The organism is Cohnella endophytica (genome assembly GCF_003628305.1).
In the GTDB taxonomy this organism is placed as follows: Bacteria; Bacillota; Bacilli; order Paenibacillales; family Paenibacillaceae; genus Cohnella; species Cohnella endophytica.
Genome location: NZ_RBZM01000004.1, coordinates 365,917 through 390,860 on the forward strand (window position 1 = coordinate 365,917; position 24,944 = coordinate 390,860).

25 protein-coding genes are annotated in these 24,944 nt (G+C 54.6%); 22 read left to right on the plus strand and 3 right to left on the minus strand.

Going from position 1 to position 24,944, the window contains the following annotated elements; translation table 11 throughout:
• Positions 1-115: 115 nt before the first annotated feature.
• Entirely contained in the window at positions 116-388 is a 273-nt protein-coding gene (gene rpsT, locus D7Z26_RS08180; RefSeq protein WP_120975704.1) for a 30S ribosomal protein S20, read from the minus strand.
• A gap of 128 nt (positions 389-516) precedes the next feature.
• Here rpsT and gpr point away from each other — a divergent pair, with 128 nt between their 5' ends.
• From gpr to hemW, 7 genes are all read left to right on the plus strand, one after another.
• Positions 517-1,521 (plus strand): GPR endopeptidase, encoded by a 1,005-nt coding sequence (gene gpr / locus D7Z26_RS08185; RefSeq protein ID WP_120975706.1) that lies wholly within the window; start codon positions 517-519, stop codon positions 1,519-1,521.
• Positions 1,522-1,858: 337 nt separating this feature from the next.
• Positions 1,859-3,139 carry a stage II sporulation protein P gene (locus tag D7Z26_RS08190; RefSeq protein WP_120975708.1) on the plus strand — a complete coding sequence of 427 codons (1,281 nt, stop codon included), beginning with the start codon at positions 1,859-1,861 and terminating at the stop codon, positions 3,137-3,139.
• Between the two features lie 15 nt (positions 3,140-3,154).
• Entirely contained in the window at positions 3,155-3,559 is a 405-nt protein-coding gene (locus D7Z26_RS08195; protein ID WP_120975710.1) for a hypothetical protein, read from the plus strand.
• A gap of 191 nt (positions 3,560-3,750) precedes the next feature.
• Positions 3,751-3,963 (plus strand): YezD family protein, encoded by a 213-nt coding sequence (locus D7Z26_RS08200; protein ID WP_120975712.1) that lies wholly within the window; start codon positions 3,751-3,753, stop codon positions 3,961-3,963.
• Positions 3,964-4,403: 440 nt separating this feature from the next.
• Positions 4,404-6,350, plus strand: coding sequence for an endonuclease MutS2 (locus tag D7Z26_RS08205; protein ID WP_120975714.1), 1,947 nt, complete (start codon positions 4,404-4,406; stop codon positions 6,348-6,350).
• A gap of 102 nt (positions 6,351-6,452) precedes the next feature.
• A complete protein-coding gene (gene lepA / locus D7Z26_RS08210) occupies positions 6,453-8,270 on the plus strand; it encodes a translation elongation factor 4 (RefSeq protein WP_120975716.1) in 1,818 nt (605 codons plus the stop codon).
• Positions 8,271-8,384: 114 nt separating this feature from the next.
• Positions 8,385-9,569: a radical SAM family heme chaperone HemW gene (gene hemW / locus D7Z26_RS08215; RefSeq protein WP_233566723.1), complete on the plus strand. Its 1,185-nt coding sequence runs from the start codon at positions 8,385-8,387 to the stop codon at positions 9,567-9,569.
• A gap of 535 nt (positions 9,570-10,104) precedes the next feature.
• On the opposite strand, the gene D7Z26_RS08225 is transcribed toward hemW, so the two are convergent.
• Positions 10,105-10,650 carry a DUF1572 family protein gene (locus D7Z26_RS08225; protein ID WP_120975720.1) on the minus strand — a complete coding sequence of 182 codons (546 nt, stop codon included), beginning with the start codon at positions 10,648-10,650 and terminating at the stop codon, positions 10,105-10,107.
• A 196-nt stretch (positions 10,651-10,846) separates the two neighbouring features.
• Between D7Z26_RS08225 and D7Z26_RS08230 the strand changes: the two genes are divergently transcribed.
• The 13 genes from D7Z26_RS08230 to deoC all read left to right on the plus strand — a co-directional run bounded on the left by D7Z26_RS08230 (position 10,847) and on the right by deoC (position 22,158).
• The gene (locus D7Z26_RS08230) at positions 10,847-11,347 is read left to right on the plus strand and encodes an N-acetyltransferase (protein ID WP_120975722.1); all 501 of its coding nucleotides are present in this window, start codon (positions 10,847-10,849) and stop codon (positions 11,345-11,347) included.
• 136 nt (positions 11,348-11,483) lie between these two features.
• The gene (gene hrcA, locus D7Z26_RS08235; RefSeq protein WP_120975724.1) at positions 11,484-12,509 is read left to right on the plus strand and encodes a heat-inducible transcriptional repressor HrcA; all 1,026 of its coding nucleotides are present in this window, start codon (positions 11,484-11,486) and stop codon (positions 12,507-12,509) included.
• A 52-nt stretch (positions 12,510-12,561) separates the two neighbouring features.
• Positions 12,562-13,158, plus strand: a complete 597-nt coding sequence (gene grpE / locus D7Z26_RS08240) for a nucleotide exchange factor GrpE (protein ID WP_120975726.1) — start codon at positions 12,562-12,564, stop codon at positions 13,156-13,158.
• 77 nt (positions 13,159-13,235) lie between these two features.
• A complete protein-coding gene (dnaK, locus tag D7Z26_RS08245) occupies positions 13,236-15,077 on the plus strand; it encodes a molecular chaperone DnaK (RefSeq protein ID WP_120975728.1) in 1,842 nt (613 codons plus the stop codon).
• Between the two features lie 86 nt (positions 15,078-15,163).
• Positions 15,164-16,285: a molecular chaperone DnaJ gene (dnaJ, locus tag D7Z26_RS08250; RefSeq protein ID WP_120975730.1), complete on the plus strand. Its 1,122-nt coding sequence runs from the start codon at positions 15,164-15,166 to the stop codon at positions 16,283-16,285.
• Between the two features lie 143 nt (positions 16,286-16,428).
• Complete coding sequence (locus tag D7Z26_RS08255) at positions 16,429-16,578, plus strand: YfhD family protein (RefSeq protein WP_233566724.1); 150 nt, start codon at positions 16,429-16,431, stop codon at positions 16,576-16,578.
• 5 nt (positions 16,579-16,583) lie between these two features.
• Complete coding sequence (locus D7Z26_RS08260) at positions 16,584-16,859, plus strand: hypothetical protein (RefSeq protein ID WP_120975734.1); 276 nt, start codon at positions 16,584-16,586, stop codon at positions 16,857-16,859.
• 158 nt (positions 16,860-17,017) lie between these two features.
• Positions 17,018-18,004, plus strand: coding sequence for a 50S ribosomal protein L11 methyltransferase (gene prmA / locus D7Z26_RS08265; RefSeq protein ID WP_120975735.1), 987 nt, complete (start codon positions 17,018-17,020; stop codon positions 18,002-18,004).
• Positions 18,001-18,678: a site-2 protease family protein gene (locus D7Z26_RS08270; RefSeq protein WP_233566725.1), complete on the plus strand. Its 678-nt coding sequence runs from the start codon at positions 18,001-18,003 to the stop codon at positions 18,676-18,678. Before prmA ends, D7Z26_RS08270 begins: the two co-directional genes overlap by 4 nt.
• 87 nt (positions 18,679-18,765) lie before the next feature.
• On the plus strand, positions 18,766-19,536 hold the full coding sequence (locus tag D7Z26_RS08275) for a 16S rRNA (uracil(1498)-N(3))-methyltransferase (RefSeq protein WP_120975739.1): 771 nt from the start codon (positions 18,766-18,768) through the stop codon (positions 19,534-19,536).
• A gap of 1 nt (position 19,537) precedes the next feature.
• Entirely contained in the window at positions 19,538-20,887 is a 1,350-nt protein-coding gene (gene mtaB, locus D7Z26_RS08280; protein ID WP_120975741.1) for a tRNA (N(6)-L-threonylcarbamoyladenosine(37)-C(2))-methylthiotransferase MtaB, read from the plus strand.
• A 115-nt stretch (positions 20,888-21,002) separates the two neighbouring features.
• A complete protein-coding gene (locus D7Z26_RS08285; protein WP_120975743.1) occupies positions 21,003-21,431 on the plus strand; it encodes an NUDIX hydrolase in 429 nt (142 codons plus the stop codon).
• 40 nt (positions 21,432-21,471) lie between these two features.
• On the plus strand, positions 21,472-22,158 hold the full coding sequence (deoC, locus tag D7Z26_RS08290) for a deoxyribose-phosphate aldolase (RefSeq protein WP_120975745.1): 687 nt from the start codon (positions 21,472-21,474) through the stop codon (positions 22,156-22,158).
• Here the strand turns inward: deoC and D7Z26_RS08295 are convergent.
• The gene (locus D7Z26_RS08295) at positions 22,145-23,098 is read right to left on the minus strand and encodes a Na/Pi cotransporter family protein (protein ID WP_120975746.1); all 954 of its coding nucleotides are present in this window, start codon (positions 23,096-23,098) and stop codon (positions 22,145-22,147) included. The genes deoC and D7Z26_RS08295 overlap by 14 nt on opposite strands.
• A 69-nt stretch (positions 23,099-23,167) precedes the next feature.
• On the opposite strand from D7Z26_RS08295, the gene D7Z26_RS08300 reads away from it, so the two are divergent.
• Both D7Z26_RS08300 and D7Z26_RS08305 read left to right on the plus strand, forming a co-directional pair.
• A complete protein-coding gene (locus tag D7Z26_RS08300) occupies positions 23,168-24,559 on the plus strand; it encodes a class I SAM-dependent rRNA methyltransferase (protein ID WP_120975749.1) in 1,392 nt (463 codons plus the stop codon).
• A 146-nt stretch (positions 24,560-24,705) separates the two neighbouring features.
• Positions 24,706-24,927: a hypothetical protein gene (locus D7Z26_RS08305; RefSeq protein WP_120975751.1), complete on the plus strand. Its 222-nt coding sequence runs from the start codon at positions 24,706-24,708 to the stop codon at positions 24,925-24,927.
• The last annotated feature ends 17 nt before the right edge of the window (positions 24,928-24,944 follow it).

A 24,944-nucleotide genomic window follows, 5' to 3' on the forward strand; every position in this document is an offset into this window, starting at 1 on the left:
AATTCATGAAAAGCAACAAAAAAAGCCATCCTACAAGCAGGTAAACTGCTTGGGATGGCTTTTTCGGCTGCCGGGTCCGAAAACGGGGCGGCCGCATATGCGTCAGGCACAAGACTTAAGCTTGCGCGGACAATGCGTTGAGTTTTTTGGCCAGACGGGATTTTTTGCGGGCAGCTGCATTTTTGTGAATGAGCCCTTTGGTTGCCGCTTTGTCCAGTTTCTTCTGAGCCGCGCCGTAAGCTGCTTTGGCAGCGTTAACGTCCGTTCCTACGACTGCTGCGTCGGCTTGCTTAACAGCGGTACGAAGGGAGGATTTAGCCGAAGCATTGCGAAGACGACGTGCTTCGTTCGTTTTAGTGCGTTTAATGGCGGATTTGATGTTTGGCATTCTTTTCACCTCCAGCAAAAACAGAAGTATTTCTCCACACAACTTGTAACATTCTATCATGCAAGGGGGCAAAATGCAAGTTGATTTCCCATCAGAATCCGTAAACGAAAGGGGTCTGTTTTCACCCGATGGATAAGGAATTGGCGTTATACCAGGCACGTACGGATTTGGCGCTGGAAGCCCATGAGAACGCGACGCAGGGGCAGAAGGATGCGGCAATACCCGGGGTTTGGGCCGAAACGGAAACCGCGGACGGAATTACCGTTTCCAGGATGGAGATCAAGACCGATCAAGCGGCCCAACAAGTCGGCAAAATGATCGGGCATTACGTCACGCTGGAGGTGCCGGAGCTGCGCCAGGGAGATACGACGCTGCAGGATAAGGTCGCGACGAAGTTCGCCAAAGAATTCGAGGCGTTCATGAGCCGAATCGGCATAGGTCCGAAGAGCAGCGTGCTGATCGTAGGCTTGGGTAACTGGAACGTAACTCCGGACGCGCTGGGACCGATCGTCGTGGAGAATACGATGGTGACTCGCCATTTCTTCGAGCTGATGCCCGATCAGGTCAGTCCGGGTTACCGTCCGGTCAGCGCCGTCGCTCCAGGCGTGCTGGGAACGACAGGCATCGAATCGAGCGATATCGTCCAAGGCATCGTCGCGCAGGCTAAGCCGGATCTCATCATCGCCGTGGATGCTTTGGCGGCGAAGTCGCTGGAGCGCGTCAATACGACGATCCAGATCGCGGATACCGGTATCCATCCCGGCTCGGGCATCGGCAACAAACGTAAAGGCTTGACGAAAGACATTCTCGGCGTGCCGTGCATCGGCATCGGAGTTCCGACCGTCGTTTATGCTTCCACGATCGTGAACAATACGATGGACCTCGTATTCGAGCACATGAAACAGCACACGACCAATACCGATCCCTTGTTCGGCGTCTTCGGGAAAATGGAGGAGTCGGAGCGATTGCAATTGGTCAAGGAGGTGCTCAGCCCGCTTGGGCACGACCTGCTCGTTACGCCCAAGGATATCGACAAATTCATGGAGGATATCGCGAACGTCATCGCGAGCGGCTTGAACGCCGCGCTTCACGAAGCCGTCGATACGAGCAATGTCGCCGCTTATACCCACTAAATCGCCAAGTCGTCGGAAGGGCTGTCCCGTAAATGAGAATTGCGGACAGCCTTTCTTTTCTAGTACGGGCAAGTATCGCAACCTTGTCCGATCCCCCGACGATATCGTACTCCGCAAATCGACGTGGGATTCTTTCTATCAAACCGAACTCTTGGACTATTTACATAGAAACGGCATCACTCCCAAGAACGGCAGCACGCCGTTCTTTTTTACGCGTTTTCTGCAACTCTAGCAAACTTCCGAGGTTCTATCAATTCGCGCTGACTCATATGATGGGATACCTGAGGAAAAAAAGAGATGGGGCTTGCGCATACCAAGAGCTCCGGGGAGGACGAGCATGAAGCGTAACGTCGGATCTCTGAAGTGGCCGCAGTTGCGGTCGAAATGGCGACGAATACTGGTGACGGGACGGGCTTACTTCCTACTAAGCGTATGCTCCATGGCGCTGTTCGTCTTGCTGGGTTTTGGAGGGATGCTGCAGCAAAAGCTAGCTGACTCTCCCGTGCGGTCGATGAAAGGATTGGCGGCATCCCTGTCGGGACAATTTTTTCAAACGTTGCTCAGCATGGAGCTCCCCCAGATGAAATCTTCGGAGAAATCTCCGTTCCAGGCCAGCCGCATGGCCGCATTCCTGCTTCGATTCATGACCGACATGAATCCTAACGATCCGAAGAGCCTGCTAGCCTTGGAGATGCCGGGGATGGATCGGGACCGCTCCGTGCTTCTTCGTCCTGGCTCCGGCGAACCGGAAGCGCCTGAGGACCGCGGACCGAGCGAAGAGGACTTCACGCAAGATGGCGTAACTCCGGACGGCGGCGAAACGCCTGACATAAACGCGACCCAAGCTCCCGAGCGAGATGGAGGGACGAGCCCGACCGAAGAAAAAGCGACTCCCGAGATCGATACGCCCCGGCAGGAAGACGATCCCGTCAAACCCGACGCGATCGATTCCCAGACGACGGCAGGACGGAAGGTCGTATTCATCTATCATTCGCACAATCGGGAGTCTTGGTATCCGGAACTGAAGCCGGGCAACAAGGACGCCAATTCGGATACGGTTAACGTGACGCTTGTCGGCAAAAGGCTGGCCAAACAGCTTGAATCCCTCGGCTTGGGCACCGTGCAATCGTCCGAGGATTATGCATCGGCGGTTAAAGGATATAATTGGAATTATTCGTATAAATATTCTTTGCAAACCGTTCGAGCCGCTTTGGCGTCGAACAAACAGCTGAAATTTTTCTTCGACATTCATAGGGATTCCCAAAGGCGCAAAAAAACGACGGCGACCATCAAAGGGAAAGACTATGCTCAAGTGTATTTCATCATCGGTCACAAAAATCCGGATTGGCGGGAGAACGAAGCGTTCGCGAATAGCATCCATGAGAAGTTGGAGAAGGATTACCCCGGTTTATCGCGAGGCGTATGGGGCAAGACGGCGGCCAACGGGAACGGGGAATATAATCAATCCGTAGCGCCCGACAGCGTGCTGATCGAGATCGGCGGCGTGGATAATACGCTGGAGGAGTGTTACAGGACGGCGGACATCCTGGCCAAGACGATCGCGGGCATTTATTGGGACGGGCAGAAGGCGATCAAAGCGAACGCGCAAACCAAATAGGAAGAAGGTAAAGCGATGCGTCGGGATACATTCAAATTGCTCATATTCGCGGGCATTATCGGATTCGCGATTTTATACGGAATGGAGCTATCGTCCAAGGGCATCGCGGACGTGAACGGTCCGATGTCGACGGGCAATCCGGCTGCGGGCGAAGAGACGACCGCGAATTCGGGAGACTGGACGCTGCCGGTAACGGATAACGGTCAGAAAGGACCTAAAACCGCGCCTTCGGAAACGAAATCAGTCGCCGGCGCGAACTCGGACGCGGAGAACCCTTACGACGAAGGGGTCGCCATTCCTCGCGACGATCGGGAACCGATCGTGGACCGAGTGTCCGGCAAGACGGGCGAGGTGCTGCATGATTTGTCCCGCAACGGAATTCGCATCGTCGTATCGCTGTTCGACCGGGTTCTGGGTTAATTCGGAAAGATTAGGTTGACACCAACGGGGCTGTCGTGATAATTTAAGGGTATAAAAAACCAAGTAAACTTATTGGATTATATTTATATGTCGACCATACCGATGGAGACTTTCCCTTTCCGAGCGCCCAGTCCGGAAAATAGGAAGGTCTCTTCGGCGATCGAACGCGAATTATTTGGGAGGGATGCGCTATGGCGGATTCGCCGCTCGTTGATCATGCGTTGCTGCGGTACATTAACGACAGCATCAACAGCTTGAAGTTCGGAAACATTCAAATTACGGTTCATGACGGCAGAGTTGTCCAGATCGATAAGACGGAAAGAAAACGATACGAAGCGGATGCGTCGCTCGCTCAAAAGCAAAAAAAGCAGGCGGGAGAAAAGAGATCCGCGACCGGCGGTTAACCGGCAGGATCGGGCTTGACGATGAGCATAAGGTCGCTTAGACTTAAATCATTAAGCTTCTAAGGGGAAATTTTAATGTTGGTAGCGGTTCTGAACTGAATTATCCGATACGTCGCGCATAAATGTAACGAGAAAGTAGCGTAAACCGTCCTAGGGAGGGTTTATTTCGTTCGTTGCTTCGCGCGGCACTGATAACCAGTGAAGAACCGGTCAAGACCGCCCTTGCGAAGAAAGCTTTTCGGGGAGATCAACCGTGCTCATTCAGGGTACGGTTTTTTTGCGCGATTTAACGGACGTCGGCGAACCTGCCCGTTTTCCGTTTCATTGTCCTTCATTCCCGAGGATTTCCGGCAGGCCGCGAGCTTGCGCCGATGGCGCATGTTTTCGCGGCCTGTTTTTTTTGCAGCGATTCAGAAAACGCGATTCGGGAGGAATTAACTTTGAGACAGCACGCATTGAACAAATTGGAATACAACCGGGTAATCGATTTGCTGAGAGGTTATGCCGTCACTTATCTTGGCCTGCGCCACATCGAGAGGCTGCATCCGCTTCAGGATAAAAGAGTGATCGTAAACAAGCTCGCGGAGGTTAGAGAAGCCTGCGGCTTGTTAGCAAAAGGAGGCCATCCGCCGTTGCCGTCGCTGGAAGGCATGGAGGCGCTGATGGGTTTGCTGGGAACCGGCTACGTCATGTCGGAGCAGGAGTTCGGGTTCATGGCTCAATTCGCCAGAAGCTGCGAGCAGCTTCGGCAATATATGGTCTCGAAGAAGGGAGAGGCGTCGGTCGTCTCTGCCTACGGGGCGTCCATGCACGATTTAAAGCCGTTGCGGGAAGCGATCGAAGCCTGCGTCGATCGCGGGCGCATCGTGGACACGGCCAGCTCGGAGCTTCATAAGTTGCGCAAAAAAATCCGCGCCGCGGAGGAGAAGCTGCAGAAAAGGCTCGAAGGCATGCTGTCCAGGTATTCCGATATTTTGCAGGAACGGCTGGTCAGCCAACGCGGGGGACGATACGTTCTGCCTGTCAAAAAAGAATACCGCAAAAGATTGCCCGGAACGGTACTCGACGAATCGTCCAGCGGGCAGACAGTGTTCGTCGAGCCGACGGAAGCTGCGGGCTTGCAGATGGAATTAAGCGAACTCAGAGTCGAGGAGAACCGCGAGGAATCGAGAATACTAGCCCATTTGACCGGAGAAGCGGAAGCCTATGCGTCCGAGCTGTCCGTTAATCTTGAAGCCGTCGGCCACTATGATTTCCTGTTCGCCAAGGCGAAATGGGGGCTGGCGATCGGCGGGAACGCGCCGGAATTAAACGATGCCGGTATCATCGATCTCCGCGAAGCGAGGCATCCGCTGCTTCGGTCGAATCCGGTGCCGCTCGATATTCGGCTCGGGGACGGTTTTCGGGCGCTATTGATTACGGGCCCGAATACGGGCGGGAAGACGGTGGCGTTGAAGACGGTCGGCCTGCTGACCCTTATGGCGCAATCCGGCTTGCTCATTCCGGCGGCGCAAGGGAGTCGCGTCTGCGTGTTTCGCACCGTAGAGGTCGATATCGGGGACGATCAGAGCATGGACTCGTCGCTGAGCACGTTTTCCTCTCATCTGCGCAATGTTATCGATATTTTGGCGCATTCCGGAGGTTCGACTTTAGTGCTGCTGGATGAGCTGGCTACGGGCACCGATCCGGGGGAAGGCGTGGGCCTGTCGATCGCGGTGCTAGAGGAACTGTATCGCCGGGGGGCTGTCCTGATGGCGACGACGCATTTCAATGAAATCAAGGAGTACGCCCGGGTGACGGAAGGTTTCCGTAACGCGAGGATGGCGTTCGACGAGAATACGCTGAGCCCGCTATACCGGCTTGACATGGGCGAAGCCGGGAATAGCTACGCCTTCGTCATCGCGGCGAAGCTGGGAATCGGCACCGCCATTATCGATCGCGCCAGGACAATCGCCGATACCTTAAAGCAGGGAGGCGGCCAAGCGCGAGTCCCACAGCTTTCGGAAGCGGAGAAGAAGCATTCCCGACCTTCGGGACGCGATCAGCGCTACGTGGACCGCAAAGCAAAGAGACCTGCGAATCCCGAGGAAGTTCAGCCGAAGCTGTGGGCGATCGGGGACGTCGTGTTCATCCCCCATCTGCGCAAGCCGGGCGTCGTCTATCGTCTGCCCGACGAACGGGGGAACCTGATCGTTCAAGTACAGAAAGAGAAAATTACGGTGAATCATAAGCGAATTCGCAAATTCATCGACAAAAAGCATCTCTATCCTGGCGAGGATTACGATCTGGACATCGTTTTCGAGACGGTGGAAAACCGCAAGAAGCGCCATCTGATGGGCAAACGGCACGTGGAAGGCGTGACGATCGAGAAGCCGCGAGAACAATGAACGAAAGGTTAGTCGGCATGCTCATTGATGCCCCGAGGATCCGCTGTTATAATGAAGTGATCGTCAACTGACGCATGGAACCGGCTGGGGGTACTCATTGGAATGGCTGAACTTACTTTTAAACAGACTCACATTCGCAATTTCTGCATTATCGCGCACATCGACCACGGCAAATCGACGCTGGCCGACCGCATATTGGAATATACGGGCACGCTGACTTCCCGCGAGATGCAAGATCAGGTATTGGATTCGATGGATCTCGAACGCGAACGGGGCATCACCATTAAATTGCAAGCCGTTCGTTTGTTATACAAAGCCGACGACGGCGAAACGTACATGCTGCATCTAATCGACACTCCGGGACACGTAGACTTTACGTACGAGGTTTCCCGGAGCTTGGCGGCATGCGAAGGCGCGCTGCTCGTCGTCGATGCCGCTCAAGGCATCGAGGCGCAGACGCTCGCCAACGTCTACTTGGCCCTGGACAACAACCTGGAGATCGTGCCGGTCATCAACAAGATCGATTTACCGAGCGCGGATCCGGAGCGGGTTAAGAAGGAAGTCGAGGACGTTATCGGTCTCGACACGAGCGACGCCGTGCTGGCTTCCGCCAAGAACGGGATCGGAATCAAAGAAATTCTGGAACAGGTCGTGCAGAAAATACCCGCGCCTTCCGGAGATCGCAACAAACCGCTTAAAGCGCTCATTTTCGATTCCCATTACGACCCGTACAAAGGGGTTATCTGTTACATCCGGATCGTGGACGGAACGATTCGCGCGGGAACGCGCATGAAGTTCATGGCAACGGGCGCGAACTTCGACGTCATCGAAGTCGGTACGTTTATGCCGCGTCCTACCGCGGTAACCGAATTGGGGCCGGGAGACGTAGGCTTCGTGACCGCATCGATCCGCAACGTGAAGGATACGCGCGTAGGGGATACGATCACCGACATGAGGAATCCTACCGCGGAAGCGCTGCCGGGCTACCGTCGGGTTAATCCGATGGTATTCTGCGGCTTGTATCCGATCGAGACGACTGATTATAACGACTTGCGCGACGCGTTGGAGAAACTTGAGCTTAACGATGCTTCGCTTCGTTACGAGCCGGAATCTTCCCAAGCGCTCGGATTCGGTTTCCGCTGCGGATTCCTTGGCATGCTTCATATGGAGATTATCCAGGAGCGCATCGAGCGCGAATTCAACATTCCGTTGATCACGACGGCGCCGAGCGTTATTTACAAAGTCACGCAGACGAACGGCGACATCATGGAAATTTCCAATCCGGCCGATTATCCGGAAGCGGGCAAAATCGACTTCGTGGAAGAGCCTTACGTGAAAGCATCCATTATCGTGCCTAACGATTTCGTGGGAGCGATTATGGAGCTATGCCAAGGGAAACGCGGAGAATTTATCGACATGCAGTATTTGGACACGAACCGCGTAACTCTGAAATACGACATGCCTCTCGCGGAAATCGTATACGACTTCTTCGACCAGCTGAAGTCCAGCACGAAAGGTTATGCTTCCTTCGACTACGAGTTAACGGGGTACCGTCAATCTACTCTCGTCAAAATGGACATTTTGCTGAACGCGGAGAAGGTCGACGCGCTTTCCTTTATCGTTCATAAGGATAGAGCCTATAATCGCGGCCGTGTCATTTGCGAGAAGCTTAAAGAGCTGATCCCGCGCCAGATGTTCGAGGTGCCGATTCAAGCGGCGATCGGGCAGAAGATCGTTGCCCGCGAATCGATCAAGGCGATGCGCAAGAACGTGCTCGCGAAATGTTACGGGGGCGATATTTCCCGTAAACGGAAATTGCTCGATAAGCAAAAAGAAGGTAAAAAACGGATGAAGCAAGTCGGTAACGTCGAGGTGCCTCAAGAGGCGTTCATGGCCGTCTTGAAGCTGGACAACGACTAAACCGAGAGTTTCCGATACGGACCGTTTTCCCGTTACAAGCGGGGGCGGTCCGTTGCGTTATATCGGAACCCATTCAGATAGCGGAATTCCGCAACCGAAACGAGGACGACCAACGTGAACGAACCGAACGAGACGATAAACAGGCCGCCGCTCCATACATGGACGCCCCGGGCGCTGTACATTCATATCCCTTTCTGCACGAACAAGTGCTTTTATTGCGATTTCAACTCTTACGTGGCCGCGGGCCAACCGATCGACGCTTATTTGGACGCTTTGGAGAACGAAATGAAGCTGACGGTCGAGGCGTTGCCGCCGACGGTAATCGATACGGTTTTCGTGGGCGGCGGTACGCCGACCGTGCTTAACCCGATCCAGATGGCGCGGTTCCTTGCGTCGGTAAAACGGCATTTCCCGCTCGCGGACGACGTAGAATTCACGATGGAAGCGAACCCGGGGACTACGGACATGGAGAAGCTCGCGGCGATGCGCGAAGGCGGCGTAAACCGGATCAGCTTCGGCGCTCAGACGTTCGACGACGGCTTGCTCGAGAGAATCGGCAGAATCCATGCGGCGCAAGATGTCATCCAGAGCATCGCGAACGCCAAGGCTGCCGGATTTACGAATCTGTCGATCGACTTAATGTTCGGCTTGCCGAACCAATCGCTGCAACAACTGAAAGACAGCGTGACCAAGGCATTGGAGCTGGATTTGCCGCATTATTCGTTGTACGGCTTGAAGGTGGAGGAGAATACGCTGTTCCACAGGTTGTATCAACGAGACGAATTGCCTCTGCCCGAAGAAGAAGACGAGCTTGCGATGTACGAGCATCTCATGGAGCGGCTCGGCGAAGCCGGGTACCGCCATTACGAGATCAGCAATTTCGCGAGACCGGGATACGAGAGCAAACATAATACGACCTATTGGCACAACGAGCCGTATTACGGTCTTGGAGCCGGGGCTCACGGTTACGCGTTGGGCGTGCGCCATATGAATATCAAAGGCGTTCAACCTTATATCGACGCCGCGAACAAAGCTTTGCCCCGATTGGAGATCAACGAAGTAAGCTTGGAAGAAGCGATGGGCGATTTCATGATGGTCGGATTACGGCTAGAGGAAGGCGTTGCGGAACATAGCTTCGCGCGCCAGTTCGCCGGCGCTTCATTGGAAGAGACGTTCGGACCGGCGCTACGAAAGCTAGTGGCGCAAGGGCTGCTCGAGAAAGTCGGTTCGCCGGAGGGTTATCGGTTAACCGCTCAAGGCATTCTGCTCGGCAACGAAGTGTTCGGAGCGTTTATCTAAGTCGTATATACGGGGACGATAAAACAGGCTACCTCGAAAATGTGCGTACGATGTGGTCTGCAAGTAAAGAAAATTAACTTGCAGCCCGGGAAATGAGTGCATGGAAGTCAGCAAGTAAAGAAAATTAACTTGCAGCTCGGGAAATGTGTGCGGGAAGCCTGCAAGTAAAGAAACTTAACTTGCAGCCCGGGAAATGAGTGTATGGAAGTCTGCAAGTAAAGAAATTTAACTTGCAGCCCGGGAAATGGGTGTATGGAATTCTGCAAGTAAAGAAATTTAACTTGCAGCCCGGGAAATGGATGTATGGAAGTCTGCAAGTAAAGAAATTTAACTTGCAGCTCGGGAAATGGGTGCATGGAGGTCAGCAAGTAAAGAAATTTAACTTGCAGTCCGCGAAATGTGTGCGGGAAGCCTGCAAGTTGCTTGCGACTCCCAATCAAGCCGACTTGTTGCTTGCCAGGCTTACACCGGTCTTGCAGTTCAGCAGCAGCCATAAAGTTAACCGGCGGGAGCCGTCCTTCAGGTCCTCATTGACCTATTGGGGCGGCTCCTTTTTCATCCGATCGTTAAAGGCGCCCGATTTGCCCTTCGCGATGCTCAGGGTTTGCCAACCTTCGGATTTGTAAGCTTTGGCTGCATAAACGATCTGTCCGATGTGATATCCGTAATGGGAAATTTGGCGATGAATGGCCTGCAGTACCGTATGGGCTTGACCGCGAATCTTTACTTCGCGTAGCAAGTCTTCCGGTTTTAAGGCTTCCAATGCGCCGAATAGGACGGACCACCCTTGCTCCCATATTTCGAGCAACTGCTCGCGCGACTCCAAGTCGTCCACGAACTCGTCGTCCCGGTTCCGGTTCGGCTTCTCTCCGTCGCTCGTCAAGAATTCCGTCCAGCGGGATACCATGTTGCCGGACATATGCTTGACGATTACCACGACGCTGTTGCTCTCGGGCTCGGGGCTCCAGTTTAACCCGGCTTCGTCCAGTTGGGCCAGCGAACGATCGCCAAGCGCCTTTTGACTTATGAAATCCGCGATGGACGTTTCGAGAACGTGTCGCGCTACATTATTTTCGGACATGAATGAATCCCTTCCTTCTTTAAATCGTATGATTTTCGTACATCTATTGTATGCCAATTTCGGGAAGGGCGCGGACAAAGTTTCCGATCTAGGCGATAAACGATCCTTTTCGGGGGAGCGAAATGTCCCTTGAGAGTTCATTCGTTATGTTGTATATTTATTCATACATATTTATTGCATGAGAGAAGGAATGAACATGTCGGTCGTGTGCCGCAAAGCGCTTCCGGAGGATGTAGAGGCGCTTCATGAACTGATACAGGGATACGCAGCCAAAGGAATTATGCTGCCCCGTTCCCGCGAGGCGCTTGCCCGCAACATCGATACTTTTATCGTGGCCCAAGACGGAGAACGTCTCATCGGCTGCGGTTCATTGTGCCGCTTGGGCAGCGATTTGGTGGAAATTCGTTCGCTCGGCATCGTCGAAGGATATAAGGGCCAAGGCATCGGCAGCCGTCTCGTCGACGCGCTGATGGCCGAAGCCAAAGCTCAAGGCATACCGAAAGTAATGGCGCTAACTTACGAGTCGTCCTTTTTCCAGAAAAACGGCTTCATCATCGTGGACAAAGAAATTTTTCCGGAAAAAGTATGGACCGATTGCGTAAATTGCCCGAAACAGCACGCTTGCGACGAAATCGCGGTCGTAAGAATCGTCGAGCCTACGCCGATCGAGGAGCAATTGACTTTCGCCCAAATCTGACGGAACAAGCCAAATCGAGCCGGAACATCCTTGACAGGTCCGCGCTTGGTTTGGTATTTTTGTATTAGCCGTTAGCACTCATCGAAACGGAGTGCTAACGATAACGGAAAACGAACGCCATGAAGGGGGAATTCGGATGCTGAGCGAACGCCAAAGAATGATACTGAACGCGATTGTAGACGACTATATCCGTTCTGCGGAACCGGTAGGGTCTCGCAGCATTTCCAAGCGCGGCGACGTGACCTTCAGCCCGGCTACGATCCGCAACGAGATGGCGGATTTAGAGGAATTAGGGCTGCTTGAGCAGCCGCACACCTCGGCCGGACGAATTCCATCCATTAAAGGCTATCGTTATTACGTGGACCACCTGGTCACCTTGAATGGCGTGGGGGATCAGGACGCGAAGAAGCTTCGTACGTTTTTCGCGGAAAAAATGAACCATTGGGAAGGCGTCATCGAACATGCGGCGACGATTCTATCCCAGCTTACGAATTATACGTCGATCGTTCTCGGACCGGAAATGTTCAGCACGACGCTTAAACATTTCCAACTCGTGCCGATTAACGACGTATCGGCCGTCGCGATTATCGTGGCGAATACCGGACATGTCGAGCATCGTACGATCACGATCCCGGAAGGCATCGACATGGACGATATGGCCAAGATCGTAAACATGCTGAACGACAAGCTGGCGGGAGTCCCTTTCTACAAAGTGAAATCCGTCCTGCACAGCGAGATCGCCAAGGAGCTTAGCCGTTACGTCGAGCAATGCGAGGGCATCCTAACGTTGCTAGAGGAGACGATCACGGAAGAACAAGAACCGAAGGTGTACTTGAGCGGCGCATCCAACATGTTGACGCAGCCTGAATTCAAGGACGTCGACAAGGCGAAGAACATTCTCGGCATGCTCGAAGAGACGCAATTGCTGATGCAGTTGTTCCAATCCAACCCAGGCGGCATACAAGTGAAAATCGGCACGGAAAACGCGTTAGAAGCGATTAACCATTGCAGCCTGATTACCGCGACCTATTCGTACGACGGACAGTCGCTCGGCACGATCGGTATCTTGGGACCGACAAGAATGGAGTACGGCAAAGTCATTAGCTTATTGAATTATTTATCCAAGGATATCGCCAATCTGATGTCCCGTTGGTATAAGTAACGAGTTGCATAGCCCCCTTTTACGGGTGGCACGGTAAGGAGGTGAATCCGACATGAGTAGTACGAAAGAAACGAAGGAGCCGTTGAATATGGACGAACATCAAGAAGAAATGTTGGAATCGAGCGAGACGGGTTCCGAAGCGAACGAAGCAGTCTCCGAGCATGGCGATCAGCCTTCCGCGGAACCGATCGACGAATCCAACGCCGCGATCGCCGAGCTTCAACGCCTAGCGGACGATAATCATAGCCGTTATTTGCGGGCACAAGCCGATTTCGATAATTTCCGTCGGCGTACATTGAAGGAAAAAGAAGAGCTTGCGCAATATGCGTCGCTAAAGCTGATTACCCAACTGCTACCCGTTATGGACAATTTCGAACGCGCGTTGCAAACCGGCGGCGAGGTCGCCGAAAACGGTTCATTCTCCAAAGGCGTCGATATGATTTACCGGCAGCTGTTCCAAGTGTTGGAAGCCGAAGGACTAAAACCGATGGACGCGGTCGGCCAACCGTTCGATCCCGAGCTTCATCAAGCGGTCATGCAGGTCGAGAGCGACGAGTATGACGAAGGGATCGTCGTCGAGGCCATTCAAACCGGTTATTTGTTGAAAGACAAAGTCATTCGTCCCGCGATGGTTAAAGTCAGCGGATAAAGCTTAAGAAATAACAACCGGAACCAACGTACCTAACCCAATTCAAGCGCACTTATATAAAGGAGGAACATACAGTTATGAGTAAAGTAATCGGAATCGACTTAGGAACAACCAACTCTTGCGTAGCGGTAATGGAGGGCGGCGAAGCCGTCGTCATCCCGAATCCGGAAGGCAACCGCACGACCCCCTCGGTCGTCGGCTTCAAGAAAGACGGCGAGCGCGTCGTCGGCGAGACGGCCAAACGCCAAGCCATCACGAACCCGGACCGCACGGTCAGCTCCATCAAGCGCCACATGGGAACGAGCCACAAGGAAACGATCGAAGGCAAAGCCTACTCCGCTCCGGAGATTTCGGCGATCATCCTGCAGAAGCTGAAAGCGGACGCCGAAGCTTACCTAGGCCAGCCCGTAACGCAAGCGGTCATTACCGTTCCCGCGTATTTCAACGATAGCCAGCGCCAAGCGACCAAAGACGCGGGCAACATTGCCGGCCTTGAAGTTCTTCGCATCGTGAACGAGCCGACTGCGGCAGCGCTTGCTTATGGCTTCGAGAAACAAGAAGACCAAACGATCCTCGTATTCGACTTGGGCGGCGGTACGTTCGACGTCAGTATTCTCGAGCTTGGCGACGGCTTCTTCGAAGTTAAAGCGACGAGCGGCGACAATCATCTGGGCGGAGACGACTTCGACCAAATCGTAATGGAATGGCTTTCCAACGAATTCAAGAAAGAGCACGGCATCGACCTGTTGAAAGACAAAGCAGCGGTACAACGTCTCAAAGATGCGGCCGAAAAAGCGAAAAAAGAACTTTCCGGCGTCGTGTCCACGACGATTTCCTTGCCGTTCATTACGGTCGTTGACGGAGTTCCGCAGCATTTGGAGCTTACGCTTAGCCGTTCCAAATTCGACGAATTGACGGCGGGCCTCGTAGAGCGCACGATGGGACCGACTCGCCAAGCTTTGTCCGACGCCGGAATGACTCCCGCGAACATCGACAGAGTCGTATTGGTCGGAGGATCTACTCGTATTCCTGCCGTAGTGGAAGCGATCAAAAAATTGACGGGCAAAGATCCGCACAAGGGCGTTAACCCCGACGAAGTCGTTGCTCTCGGAGCCGCCGTTCAAGCGGGCGTTCTGACCGGCGAAGTCAAAGACGTCGTCCTGCTCGACGTTACGCCATTGTCCCTCGGTATCGAAACCGCCGGCGGCGTATTGACCAAAATGATCGATCGCAACACGACGATCCCGACAAGCAAATCCCAAGTATACTCCACTTACGCGGATATGCAGACGCAAGTAGAAATTCACGTGCTGCAAGGCGAGCGCGCGATGGCGAAAGACAATAAAACGCTCGGACGCTTCATTCTTAGCGACATCCCGGCCGCACCGCGCGGAGTTCCGCAAATCGAAGTAACGTTCGACATCGATGCCAACGGTATCGTTAACGTATCGGCTCTTGATAAAGGAACGGGCAAAAGCCAGAAAATCACGATCACTTCCTCCGGCGGTTTGAGCAAGGAAGAAGTCGAGCGCATGCAACGCGACGCCGAATTGCACGCCGAAGAAGACAAAGCGCGCCGCGATCTCGTCGAAGCGAAGAACAGCGCGGATCAATTGATTTATAGCGTAGACAAAACGATCAAAGACCTCGGCGACAAAGTCGACGTGGGCGAGATCGACAAAGCGAACGCGGCGAAAGAAAAGTTGACGGGCGCGTTGGCTTCCGATAACCTTGAGGAGATTACGAAAGCGACCGAAGAGTTGACCGAAATCGTGCAGCAGCTTTCCGTGAAGCTCTACGAGCAGGCGGCTCAAGCCCAAGGCGGCGCCGAAGGCGCTTCTGCGGAAGCAGGCGGCGCGGCTCCGAAAGATAATGTCGTCGACGCCGACTACGAAGTCGTGGACGAAGACAAGAAATAAGAGTTTACCCAGCATAAAACCGAAAGTCAAAGTGATTTCCGCCCTTGCGGAATCATTTTGACTTTCCTTCATGAGGAGGTGGGGAAGTGTCGAACAAAAGGGATTATTACGAAGTTCTGGAGGTTCCGAAAAATGCCTCCGCGGACGACGTTAAGAAGGCTTATCGCAAGCTTGCCCGCCAATACCATCCGGACGTAAACAAAGCGTCCGACGCGGAAACCAAATTCAAGGAAGTCAAGGAAGCATACGACGTTCTTAGCGACGACCAGCAACGGGCGCGTTACGACCAATTCGGCCATCAGGATCCGAACGCCGGATTTGGCGGAGGCGGAGCGGACTTCGGAGGCGGGTTCGGCGATATATTCGATATGTTTTTCGGCGGCGGAGGCGGCGGACGGAGAGATCCGAACGCCCCGCAACGCGGCAACGATCTGCAATATACGATGACGATCGAATTCAAAGAAGCGGTATTCGGCAAAGAAATGGATATTACCATTCCACGTACCGAGACTTGCGACACTTGCCACGGCAACGGAGCGAAACCGGGCACTAAGCCGGAGACTTGTTCGGTGTGCCACGGCTCGGGACAGCAAGAAGTGGCGCAGAACACGCCATTCGGCCGTATCGTCAACCGACGTGCGTGCTCTGCCTGTTCGGGACGGGGGACGGTTATCAAGGAACGTTGCGGTACTTGCTCGGGCAGCGGCCAAGTGAAGAAACAACGCAAGATCCACGTCAAGATTCCTGCCGGCGTAGACGAAGGCGCCCAACTGCGCGTAAGCGGAGAAGGGGAAGGCGGCGTTCGCGGCGGACCTTCGGGAGATTTGTACATCTTACTGCGAGTGAAATCGCATGATTTCTTCGAGCGCGAAGGCGACGATATTTTCTGCGAAATTCCGTTAACCTTTACCCAGGCGGCATTAGGCGACGAGATCGAGATTCCTACTCTGACGGAGAAGGTAAAGTTGAAGGTTCCCGCCGGCACGCAGACCGGAACTTATTTCCGTCTAAAGGGCAAGGGCGTTCCGAAGCTCCGCGGATACGGACAGGGCGACCAACAAGTCAAAGTCACGATCGTGACCCCGACGCAGTTGAGCGAAGAGCAGCGCGAGTTGCTGCGCGACTTCGCTTCCAAGAGCGGCGAATCGACGCATGAGCACAGCAAATCGATCTTCGAACGCATGAAACGCGCCATTCTAGGCGATTGATCGCCGATAACATAGCTTCGAATCAGAACCGTCCGGCTATACGCCGGACGGTTTTATTTGGGTGAATAAGCGAGTCCGAGAGGGAGAAATCTATAACAATGCCGTATGCGTATGAGCGGCTCTCTCTTAGAGGAGGAAATCAATTGACCGACGATCAACAACATAAGCATTTGCCAGTCGTATCCGCCGAAGACGTGGAGTTCGCCGACGAGCTTGCGGACAGCGACGATAAAGAAGCGCAGAAGAGAGCGGCCGAAGCCGATCGGCGCGTTACCTCTTCCGAAGGAGAGTGAGGCGAGTGGACATGGAGTCCATGCAGGCCGGCTTCGCGACCCAGGATCAAGCCGAATCGGTAATCAAGAAGCTCGCTTCGCTTAGAGGCGACCGGTTCAGGTTGGAAAGGACGCGCGCGGCGTTGAGCGATACCCGGACGGAGTTCGCGGAGGAAAGCGGACTAGCGGCTTCCACGCAAGCGCCGCTGGAATTCACGTTTTCCGCCAACGTGCCGGGCGATGCCGCGGAGCAAGCTCGGGCCGTCATTGCGGAAGCCGGCGGCCGGATGTTAGAGCCTTAAGCATTAGCGCGCATCGCGGAGAATTCGCGATGCGCGCTTTTTTTGCGCCGTAACGCGATCGTACGGACATGATTGTTTTTGCTCCCGCAAATCAGGACGTGTATAATGAGAAGCATTGAGCGGCCGAAACGGCCGATTGCACCAGGGGAGGAACGGATTTGCGCTGGCATGAATTAACCGTCCTGGCGACGGAATCGTCTCAGGAGATGGTTACGCATTATTTAACGGAGCTCGGAGCGGGAGGAGTTTCCGTAGAAGAGGCATGGGACGCGGACGCACCGCGGGATACCAAGTACGGCGAGGTGTACGACACGCCGCTTAACGATATTCGACCGGGGTACGCAGTGTTCAAAGCTTACTTCTCGGAAGATACGAAAATGGAACCGATCGCTGCCGAACTAAAGACGCTTCTGCAAGGATTGCCGGAGTTCGGGTACGACGCAGGGGAATTCACGATCGCCTTGGGCGACGTGCACGAGGACGATTGGGCCGATGCATGGAAGCAATACTTCAAGCCGATCGCGATTACGGAACGGCTGACCATTAAACCGACTTGGGAAGAATACGAGCCTGCTAACGACCAAGAACTGATCATCGAATTGGATCCCGGCATGGCTTTCGGTACGGGCACGCATCCGACGACTTCGCTGTGCTTGAAGGCGCTGGATAACGCCATTCAAGGCGGGGAGCAGGTTATAGACGTAGGCACGGGTTCGGGCGTTCTTGCCATCGGCGCGATGAAGCTTGGCGCGTCGAAGGTCCTTGCGCTCGACCTGGATCCGGTCGCCGTAAAATGCGCGGAAGAAAATATCGCGCTTAACGGTTACCAAGAGGAAGTCGAAGTGAAGCTAAGCGACTTGCTCGGCATCTTGCACGAAGGCGATAACCGTTCCGAGAACGGCGTAAACCCGCCGGTCGACATCGTGGTCGCCAACATCTTGGCCGAGATCATCCTGTTGTTCATCGGCGATGTTATGGAAGTACTTAAGCCCGGCGGAATCTATATTACGTCCGGCATTTACAAGAACAAGGAAATGATCGTGGAAGCAGGGCTGCTGGCAGCGGGCTTCGAGATCGTCGACGTACTGCGTCAAGAGGAATGGGTCGCGTTCGTTGCAGGCAAACCGAAGGGGGACGGCGAGTGAACTTTTTCTGGTTTCCGATTGAATACCTTCCCGTAATCATCGTAACGATGCTGGTCGCGTTTACCGTGCACGAATTCGCGCATGCGTGGACGGCTTGGAAATTCGGCGACGATACGGCTTACCGCGAAGGCCGGGTAACGTTGAATCCGATCGCCCATTTGGACTGGATCGGAATGCTGTTCCTGCTTATCGGAGGATTCGGATGGGCGAAACCCGTTCCGGTTCGCCGCAGCAGGTTCAAGAACCCCCGTCTCATGAGCATTCTCGTATCCGTGGCGGGCCCTATCAGCAATTTGTTGCTGGCTTTCCTGATGTTGTTCGTCTTGGATTTGCTAAGCGCGTTAAAGGTAATTCACACGATTTCCGAACAAATGATTATTTTCATGCAATATTGGGTCACGATCAACTTGACTTTGTTATTATTTAACCTTATCCCGATTCCGCCTTTGGACGGATACAGAGTTTTGGAAGAATTTTTGCCTATCCGAACTCGAATCAAAATACAGGAAATGGCGCAATGGACGACGTTTCTGTTTTTACTGATCATCTTCATTCCTCCGCTGCGCAGCGTAACGATCGGACCGGTTCTGAGTTTAAGCACCCCGATCGTGCACGGCATGGTGCGGGTCCTCGATGTACTGTTCGGAGCAGCAGGAGGAAGTATTTTCGGCTAAACGGCGGAAATGCCAATAATGCGAGGTAGCGAAGGCCGCGATAACGCGTTATGATGAAGGATGGAGCATAGGCAGGAGGCATCGGAAATGCAGCGTTATTTTGTGCCGCCGGCGTTGATGGGACAGCAGTCCGTCATGCTTGAAGGCGATGACGCCCGGCATGCGGCCGCCGTCATGAGATCGAAGCCCGGCGATTGCTTCATCGCTTGCGACGGATGCGGGCGGGACGTGCTTGCCAAAATTACGTCGATCGACAAAGAAACCGTGAAAGCGGATATTATCGAAACATTATCCCGCCGGGCCGAGATGGCTTGGAAGGTGACGGTTGCCCAAAGCTTGCCCAAAGGCGACAAGCTGGAAACCGTCATTCAGAAGGGAGCCGAAGCGGGAGCGGCCGCGTTTCGGCCATTCCTTTCCCATCGTACCGTCGTGCAATACGACGAACGGAAGGAAGCGAAACGGATCGACCGCTGGCGCAAGATCGCCAAGGAAGCGGCCGAGCAGAGCCATCGTAGCATTATTCCGTCAATCGAGGCGGTAGCTACGTGGAAAGCGATGCTGGCCCTATTCGCCGAATATGAACTTGTATTGTTCTGTTACGAGGAAGAAGGCCGTTCCGGAGGCGGATTAAAGGATATATTGTCCGGCTTCAAGGCGAGTTTGCCCGATTCGGCGGAACCGCGCATCCTGATCGTCGTGGGGCCAGAAGGCGGCTTTACGCAGCAAGAGGCGGATCAGGCGGCATCGTCGGGCGCGAAGCTCGTCGGTCTCGGAACGAGAATATTGCGGACGGAGACGGCGGCGTTATATGCGCTCGCATGTCTTGCCTATGAGTCCGGAGAATTAGGAGGAATCTGAGATGCCGAACGTGGCATTTTATACGCTGGGCTGTAAAGTCAATTTCTACGATACCGAAGCGATCTGGCAGCTGTTCAAGAACGAAGGCTACGAGCAAGTCGACTTCGAACAGACAGCGGACGTTTATTTGATCAATACATGCACGGTAACGAATACGGGGGACAAGAAGAGCAGGCAGATTATTCGCCGCGCCGTGCGCCGCAACCCGGATGCCATTATCGCGGTAACGGGCTGCTACGCGCAAACCTCGCCCGCCGAGATCATGGCCATTCCCGGCGTCGATCTCGTCGTCGGAACGCAAGACCGCGAGAAGCTGATGAGCTTCATTACGGATATTCAGATTGACCGCAAACCGATGAACGCCGTACGGAACATCATGAAGACGCGCGAGTTCGAAGAGCTGGACGTCCCGGACTTCTCCGAACGAACGCGCGCGTTTCTGAAAATCCAAGAAGGCTGCAACAATTTCTGCACCTTCTGCATCATTCCTTGGTCTCGCGGGCTGTCCCGCAGTCGCAAGCCCGAGAGCGTGTTGAACCAAGCGCGCCAGCTCGTTGAGTCGGGCTACAAGGAAATCGTCCTGACCGGTATTCATACCGGCGGATACGGCGACGACCTGGAAAATTACAGGTTAGCCGATCTGCTTGCGGATCTCGATAAGATCGACGGACTGGAGCGCATTCGGATCAGTTCCATCGAAGCGAGCCAGATCGACGAGAAAATGATCGCGATCTTGAACAGCTCGCCTAAAATGTGCCGCCATCTGCACATCCCGCTGCAGGCGGGAGACGACGCCATTCTGAAACGGATGCGCCGTAAATATACGACGGCCGAATTCGCCGAGAAAATTCGCTTGCTGCAGGAAGCGATGCCTGGCGTCGCGATCACGACGGACGTCATCGTCGGATTCCCAGGGGAAACGCAGGAGCAGTTCGAGAATGGCTTCAAGTTCATGGAACAAATGAAGTTCGCTGAAATGCACGTTTTCCCTTACTCCAAGCGGACCGGGACGCCGGCTGCGCGCATGGACGAACAAGTGGACGAAGAAGTGAAGCACGATCGCGTGCATCAGCTTATCGACTTGTCCGAACGGATGCAAGCCGCTTACGGCCGCGAATGGGTCGGTCGCGAACTGGACGTCATTCCGGAGCGGGAAGCGAAAGGCGCGGAAGGCAAAGGACTCGTATCGGGCTACACCGATAACTATATCCAAGTCGTTTTCGGCGGCGACCCTTCCCTAATCGGCAAACTTTGCCGCGTACGGATTACGGGTTCCGGCGTTAACGAATGCCAAGGGGAACTGCTGGAAGTGCTGGATTCCGGCATTCGTCCGGTAGCCCTGCAAGCTTAGAGGTCGAGAGCGAAGATTTCATCGGATGGCGGATAGCGCGGCTGCCGCCATCGGTGAAATCTTTTTCTCGTACATAGGACGGATAATCGGCGGGACTGCGAGAGGAGAAGGTGACATGGCAAAGGAAATATCGGCCGGGGGAGTCGTCTATCGGCGGCGCGACGGCAAGCTGGAAATCCAATTGATCGAAGACCGATTCGGACGGATGACGTTGGCCAAGGGGAAAATGGAGCCGGGGGAAACGGTCGAGCAAACCGCGCTGCGGGAAATCGCGGAAGAAACGGGGATCGAATGCCGGATCGTCGAGCCGTTGCTCGTCATTGCTTACGAGTACGAGCACGCACAGCTTGGTACGGTCCAGAAGGAAGTTCACTATTACTTAACGGAAGCGATCGAAGGCACGTTGAAGGCTCAAGATGAGGAAATCTCCGGAGTAGCTTGGTACGAGCCGTTCGAAGCATGGAGACAGCAACTCGACGCCGGGTACGACAACAACGACGAAGTACTTCGCCTGGGGCTCGCTAAGCTCGGTCTTGCTTGGTAGCGACGTGCGGGGAAAATCGAACTTCGATGAGGTGAGCCTCATGCCTGAACAATTATCGCTGCCTTTGTGGCGGCCTTCCGAATCGTTGGCGGCGAGGATCGACTATACGGTCGTAACGCCTAGCGTAGGCGCCGACCAGCTTACCAAGCACTGCGAAGAAGCCGTAAGCTTTGGGTTTCATAGCCTATGCGTTAACGGAGGCTGGGTTCGGCTTTGCCGGGAGCGTTTAAGCGGAACGAACGTCAAAGTGAGTGCCGTGGTCGGATTTCCGATCGGCGCGCAAGCGACGAGGTCGAAAGCGTTCGAGGCTGCGGCCGCCCTTGACGACGGGGCTTCGGAGATCGACATGGTCCTATCTGCCGGGAAGCTCAAGGATGGGGATCACGAGGCGGTCGAACGGGATATCGCGGCGGTCGTTCTTGCCGTTCAAGGCGGCGCGTTGATCAAGGTCATCCTGGAAACGGGAAGTTTGACGGACGAGCAGAAGAAGCTGGCCGCCCGCATCGCGGAAACGGCCGGTGCGGACTACGTTCAGACTTCGACGGGATACGGGGTAACGGGCGCTACGGAAGCCGACGTTAGGCTCCTCCGCGCGGAATTGTCCCCCACGACGGGCGTTAAAGCATCGGGGGGCGTTCGTGATGCGGCAATGGCAATTGCCTTGCTGCAGGCCGGAGCTCATCGAATCGGAAGCAGCTCGGGAGTTGCGATCGTTAACGGAACTTAGGCAAATAGGCAATCGGAAGAGCGATCAAGGAGCAAGCGACGTTAAACAGAGTTTGCGCGTGGGCGACCTGCGCCGAAGGATCGCTCGGAGCGAGCGTCGCGGAAGCGGCATGAAGCAAGCCGATTAACGGGTAGAAAAGCAGAGCCCCGCCGGCGTTCAAGGCAAGCTGGGACAACGCGACGAAGCGACCTCCGGCTCCTCCGCCAAGCGAGGCGACCAAACCCGTAAAACAAGTTCCGATGTTCGCGCCGAGCACGATCGCGATGCCGGCGTCGGGGGAAAGAACGCCCGTGGCGGCGAGGCCCATGCTCATGGCGATTACGGCGGAGCTGGAATGGACGAGCGCGGTCAAGGCCGCTCCTCCTAGCACTCCCCAGAGCAAATTCTCGTTGGTGTGGCGCATAAGCAAGTCGAAATAGCCGTTGTCCTGCATGGCCGGGCCGATTCCTTGGAGCAGTTTGAAGCCGATGAGCAGCAACGCGAATCCGCCGAATGCCACGGATAAATAACGCAATGGCAATACGCGCTTCGGAGCTCTCGAGGCATCGCGCCATTCGTTCAACAGGAACGTGAGAACCCAGCCGAATAAGGCGACGGCCAACAAGGGAACGCCGTAGCGATGCAATCGCAAGCTCATCAGTTCCGTCGTGAAGCAAGTGCCGACGTTCGTCCCTAGAATAATGCCGAAGCTTCGGGACAACGAGAGCCAACCCGCGTTGACGAAACCGATCGTTAAGACGGTAACGGCGGAGCTGCTTTGCAATAGCGCCGAAGCCGTCGTGCCGACGGCGAAGCCCCGAAGAGGCGTAGCTGTAGATCGGGCGATCCACGTGGACAGCTTGTTGTCGGCCCACTGCTGCAGGGATGTCTCCATCGCTTTCATTCCCGATAACAGCAACGCGAAGCCAAGCAGAGACGGAATTAATAAACCGGATATCATAGGGCGCACCTCCCCTAATGACTATGCATAAGAAGGACAAGTTTATGATCGGAGAAGGAGTGAAGCACGATGAGCAACCAAGCATCGGTATGGTTAAATAAAAGCAGGCGTCCCCGTCTGGAGGAAGGACACCCCTGGATTTTCGCGAACGAGATCGGCAAAACGGAGGGCGAAGCAACGCCCGGAGATCTCGTGGAGGTTCGCGATCATCGCGGACAACTGCTAGGGACGGGCTATTGGAATCCGAATTCGCAGATTACGGTTCGGATCGTCGCTTACGGTGCTTTGGAGCGGATGGACGCCGAATTTTTCCGTCGGCGTTTCGAACGGGCCGCGTCCCATCGCAGACGTTTCGTTAGCGACGGCACGTCATGCCGTCTCGTGTATGGGGAAGCCGATTTCGTTCCCGGACTCGTCGTCGACCGTTTTAACGACGTGCTGGTCGTACAGGTACTTACTCTCGGAATGGAAGTCGCGAAAGAAGCCTGGCTCGCCGCTTTGATCGACGTATTCGCGCCTCGCGGCATTTACGAGCGAAGCGACGTAGGAGTGCGTACTTTAGAAGGCTTGGAAGAGCGGACCGGTGTGTTGTACGGCGACTGTCCGAGACTGATCGAAATGACAGAAAACGGACTAAAGGTGCAAGTCGATATCGTAGGCGGACAGAAAACCGGCTATTTCTTCGACCAACGCGAGAATCGGGCTTCGATCAAGCCGCTTATCCAAGGCTGGGGAGAGCGCAGCGGCATCAAACTGGAGCAACGGGATACGGAGGAAGGCGTCGGCGTGCTCGTTCCCGTCAACGCCAACGGCGGGCTCGTAACGTTCCCCTATTGGGACGGGGCGACCGTGCTGGAATGCTTCGCGCATACGGGAAGCTTTACGCTGCATGCATGCGACTATGGCGCCAAGAAGGTGACCTGCCTCGACATTTCCGAGCATGCGCTGGAGACGGCGCGCCACAACGTCGAAATCAACGGATTTACGGACCGCGTCGAATTCGTGGCGGCCGACGCTTTCGAATACTTGCGCAAGCAAGTCGCGGGAAGGGACGAGCGTCAGGCAAGAGCGAACGCCAAGGCATCCGGCGCCAAAGTAGACACTTCGAAGCCGTTGGTCGCGGAAGGCCGTACCTGGGACGTCATTATTCTGGATCCCCCGGCTTTCGCGAAGACGAAGAGAGCGGTGGAAGCGGCTTGCAGAGGGTACAAGGATATTAACCTGCAAGCGATGAAGCTGCTTAACGAAGGCGGCTATCTCGTTACCGCGAGCTGCTCCTATCACGTTCGGCCGGAGCTGTTCCTGGAGACGATTCAAGAGGCGGCGAAGGACGCGGGTAAAATCATCCGACGCATCGAATGGAACGGAGCAGGCAAGGATCATCCGCAATTGGCGGGCGTCGAGGAAGGCCATTACTTGAAGTTCGGCATATTCGAAGTGCGAAGCCGCAAGGAGCTGTAGTCAACGAACAACCGATATCGGGAAGCCTAAAATTTTTGTTAAGAAAATGTTAGCAAAAAGGAAGCATGTTCATCTCTCTTTTCGGGAACATTCCTAACGCCTCTGGATTATGTTTAATGCATAGGCATGGAAACGGAGGGTTGAACATGGTACACGAAGTCATTTTGTTCGGGAAGCGCGCGGTACCGCTGGAAAATAGAGCCAAAGCTCTAAGCAGCCGTAGCCGATTCAATACCCGCATGAAAGCGATGAAGGACGACCTGGATTTTCGCAGGCGTTGGAAAAACGTCTCCTATATCGAGCTATGGTCGGATGCGGCGATATTCAAATACGACGACGGCAGCAAATGGTATATGAATATTTCATAATGATTACGCAGAAGAGC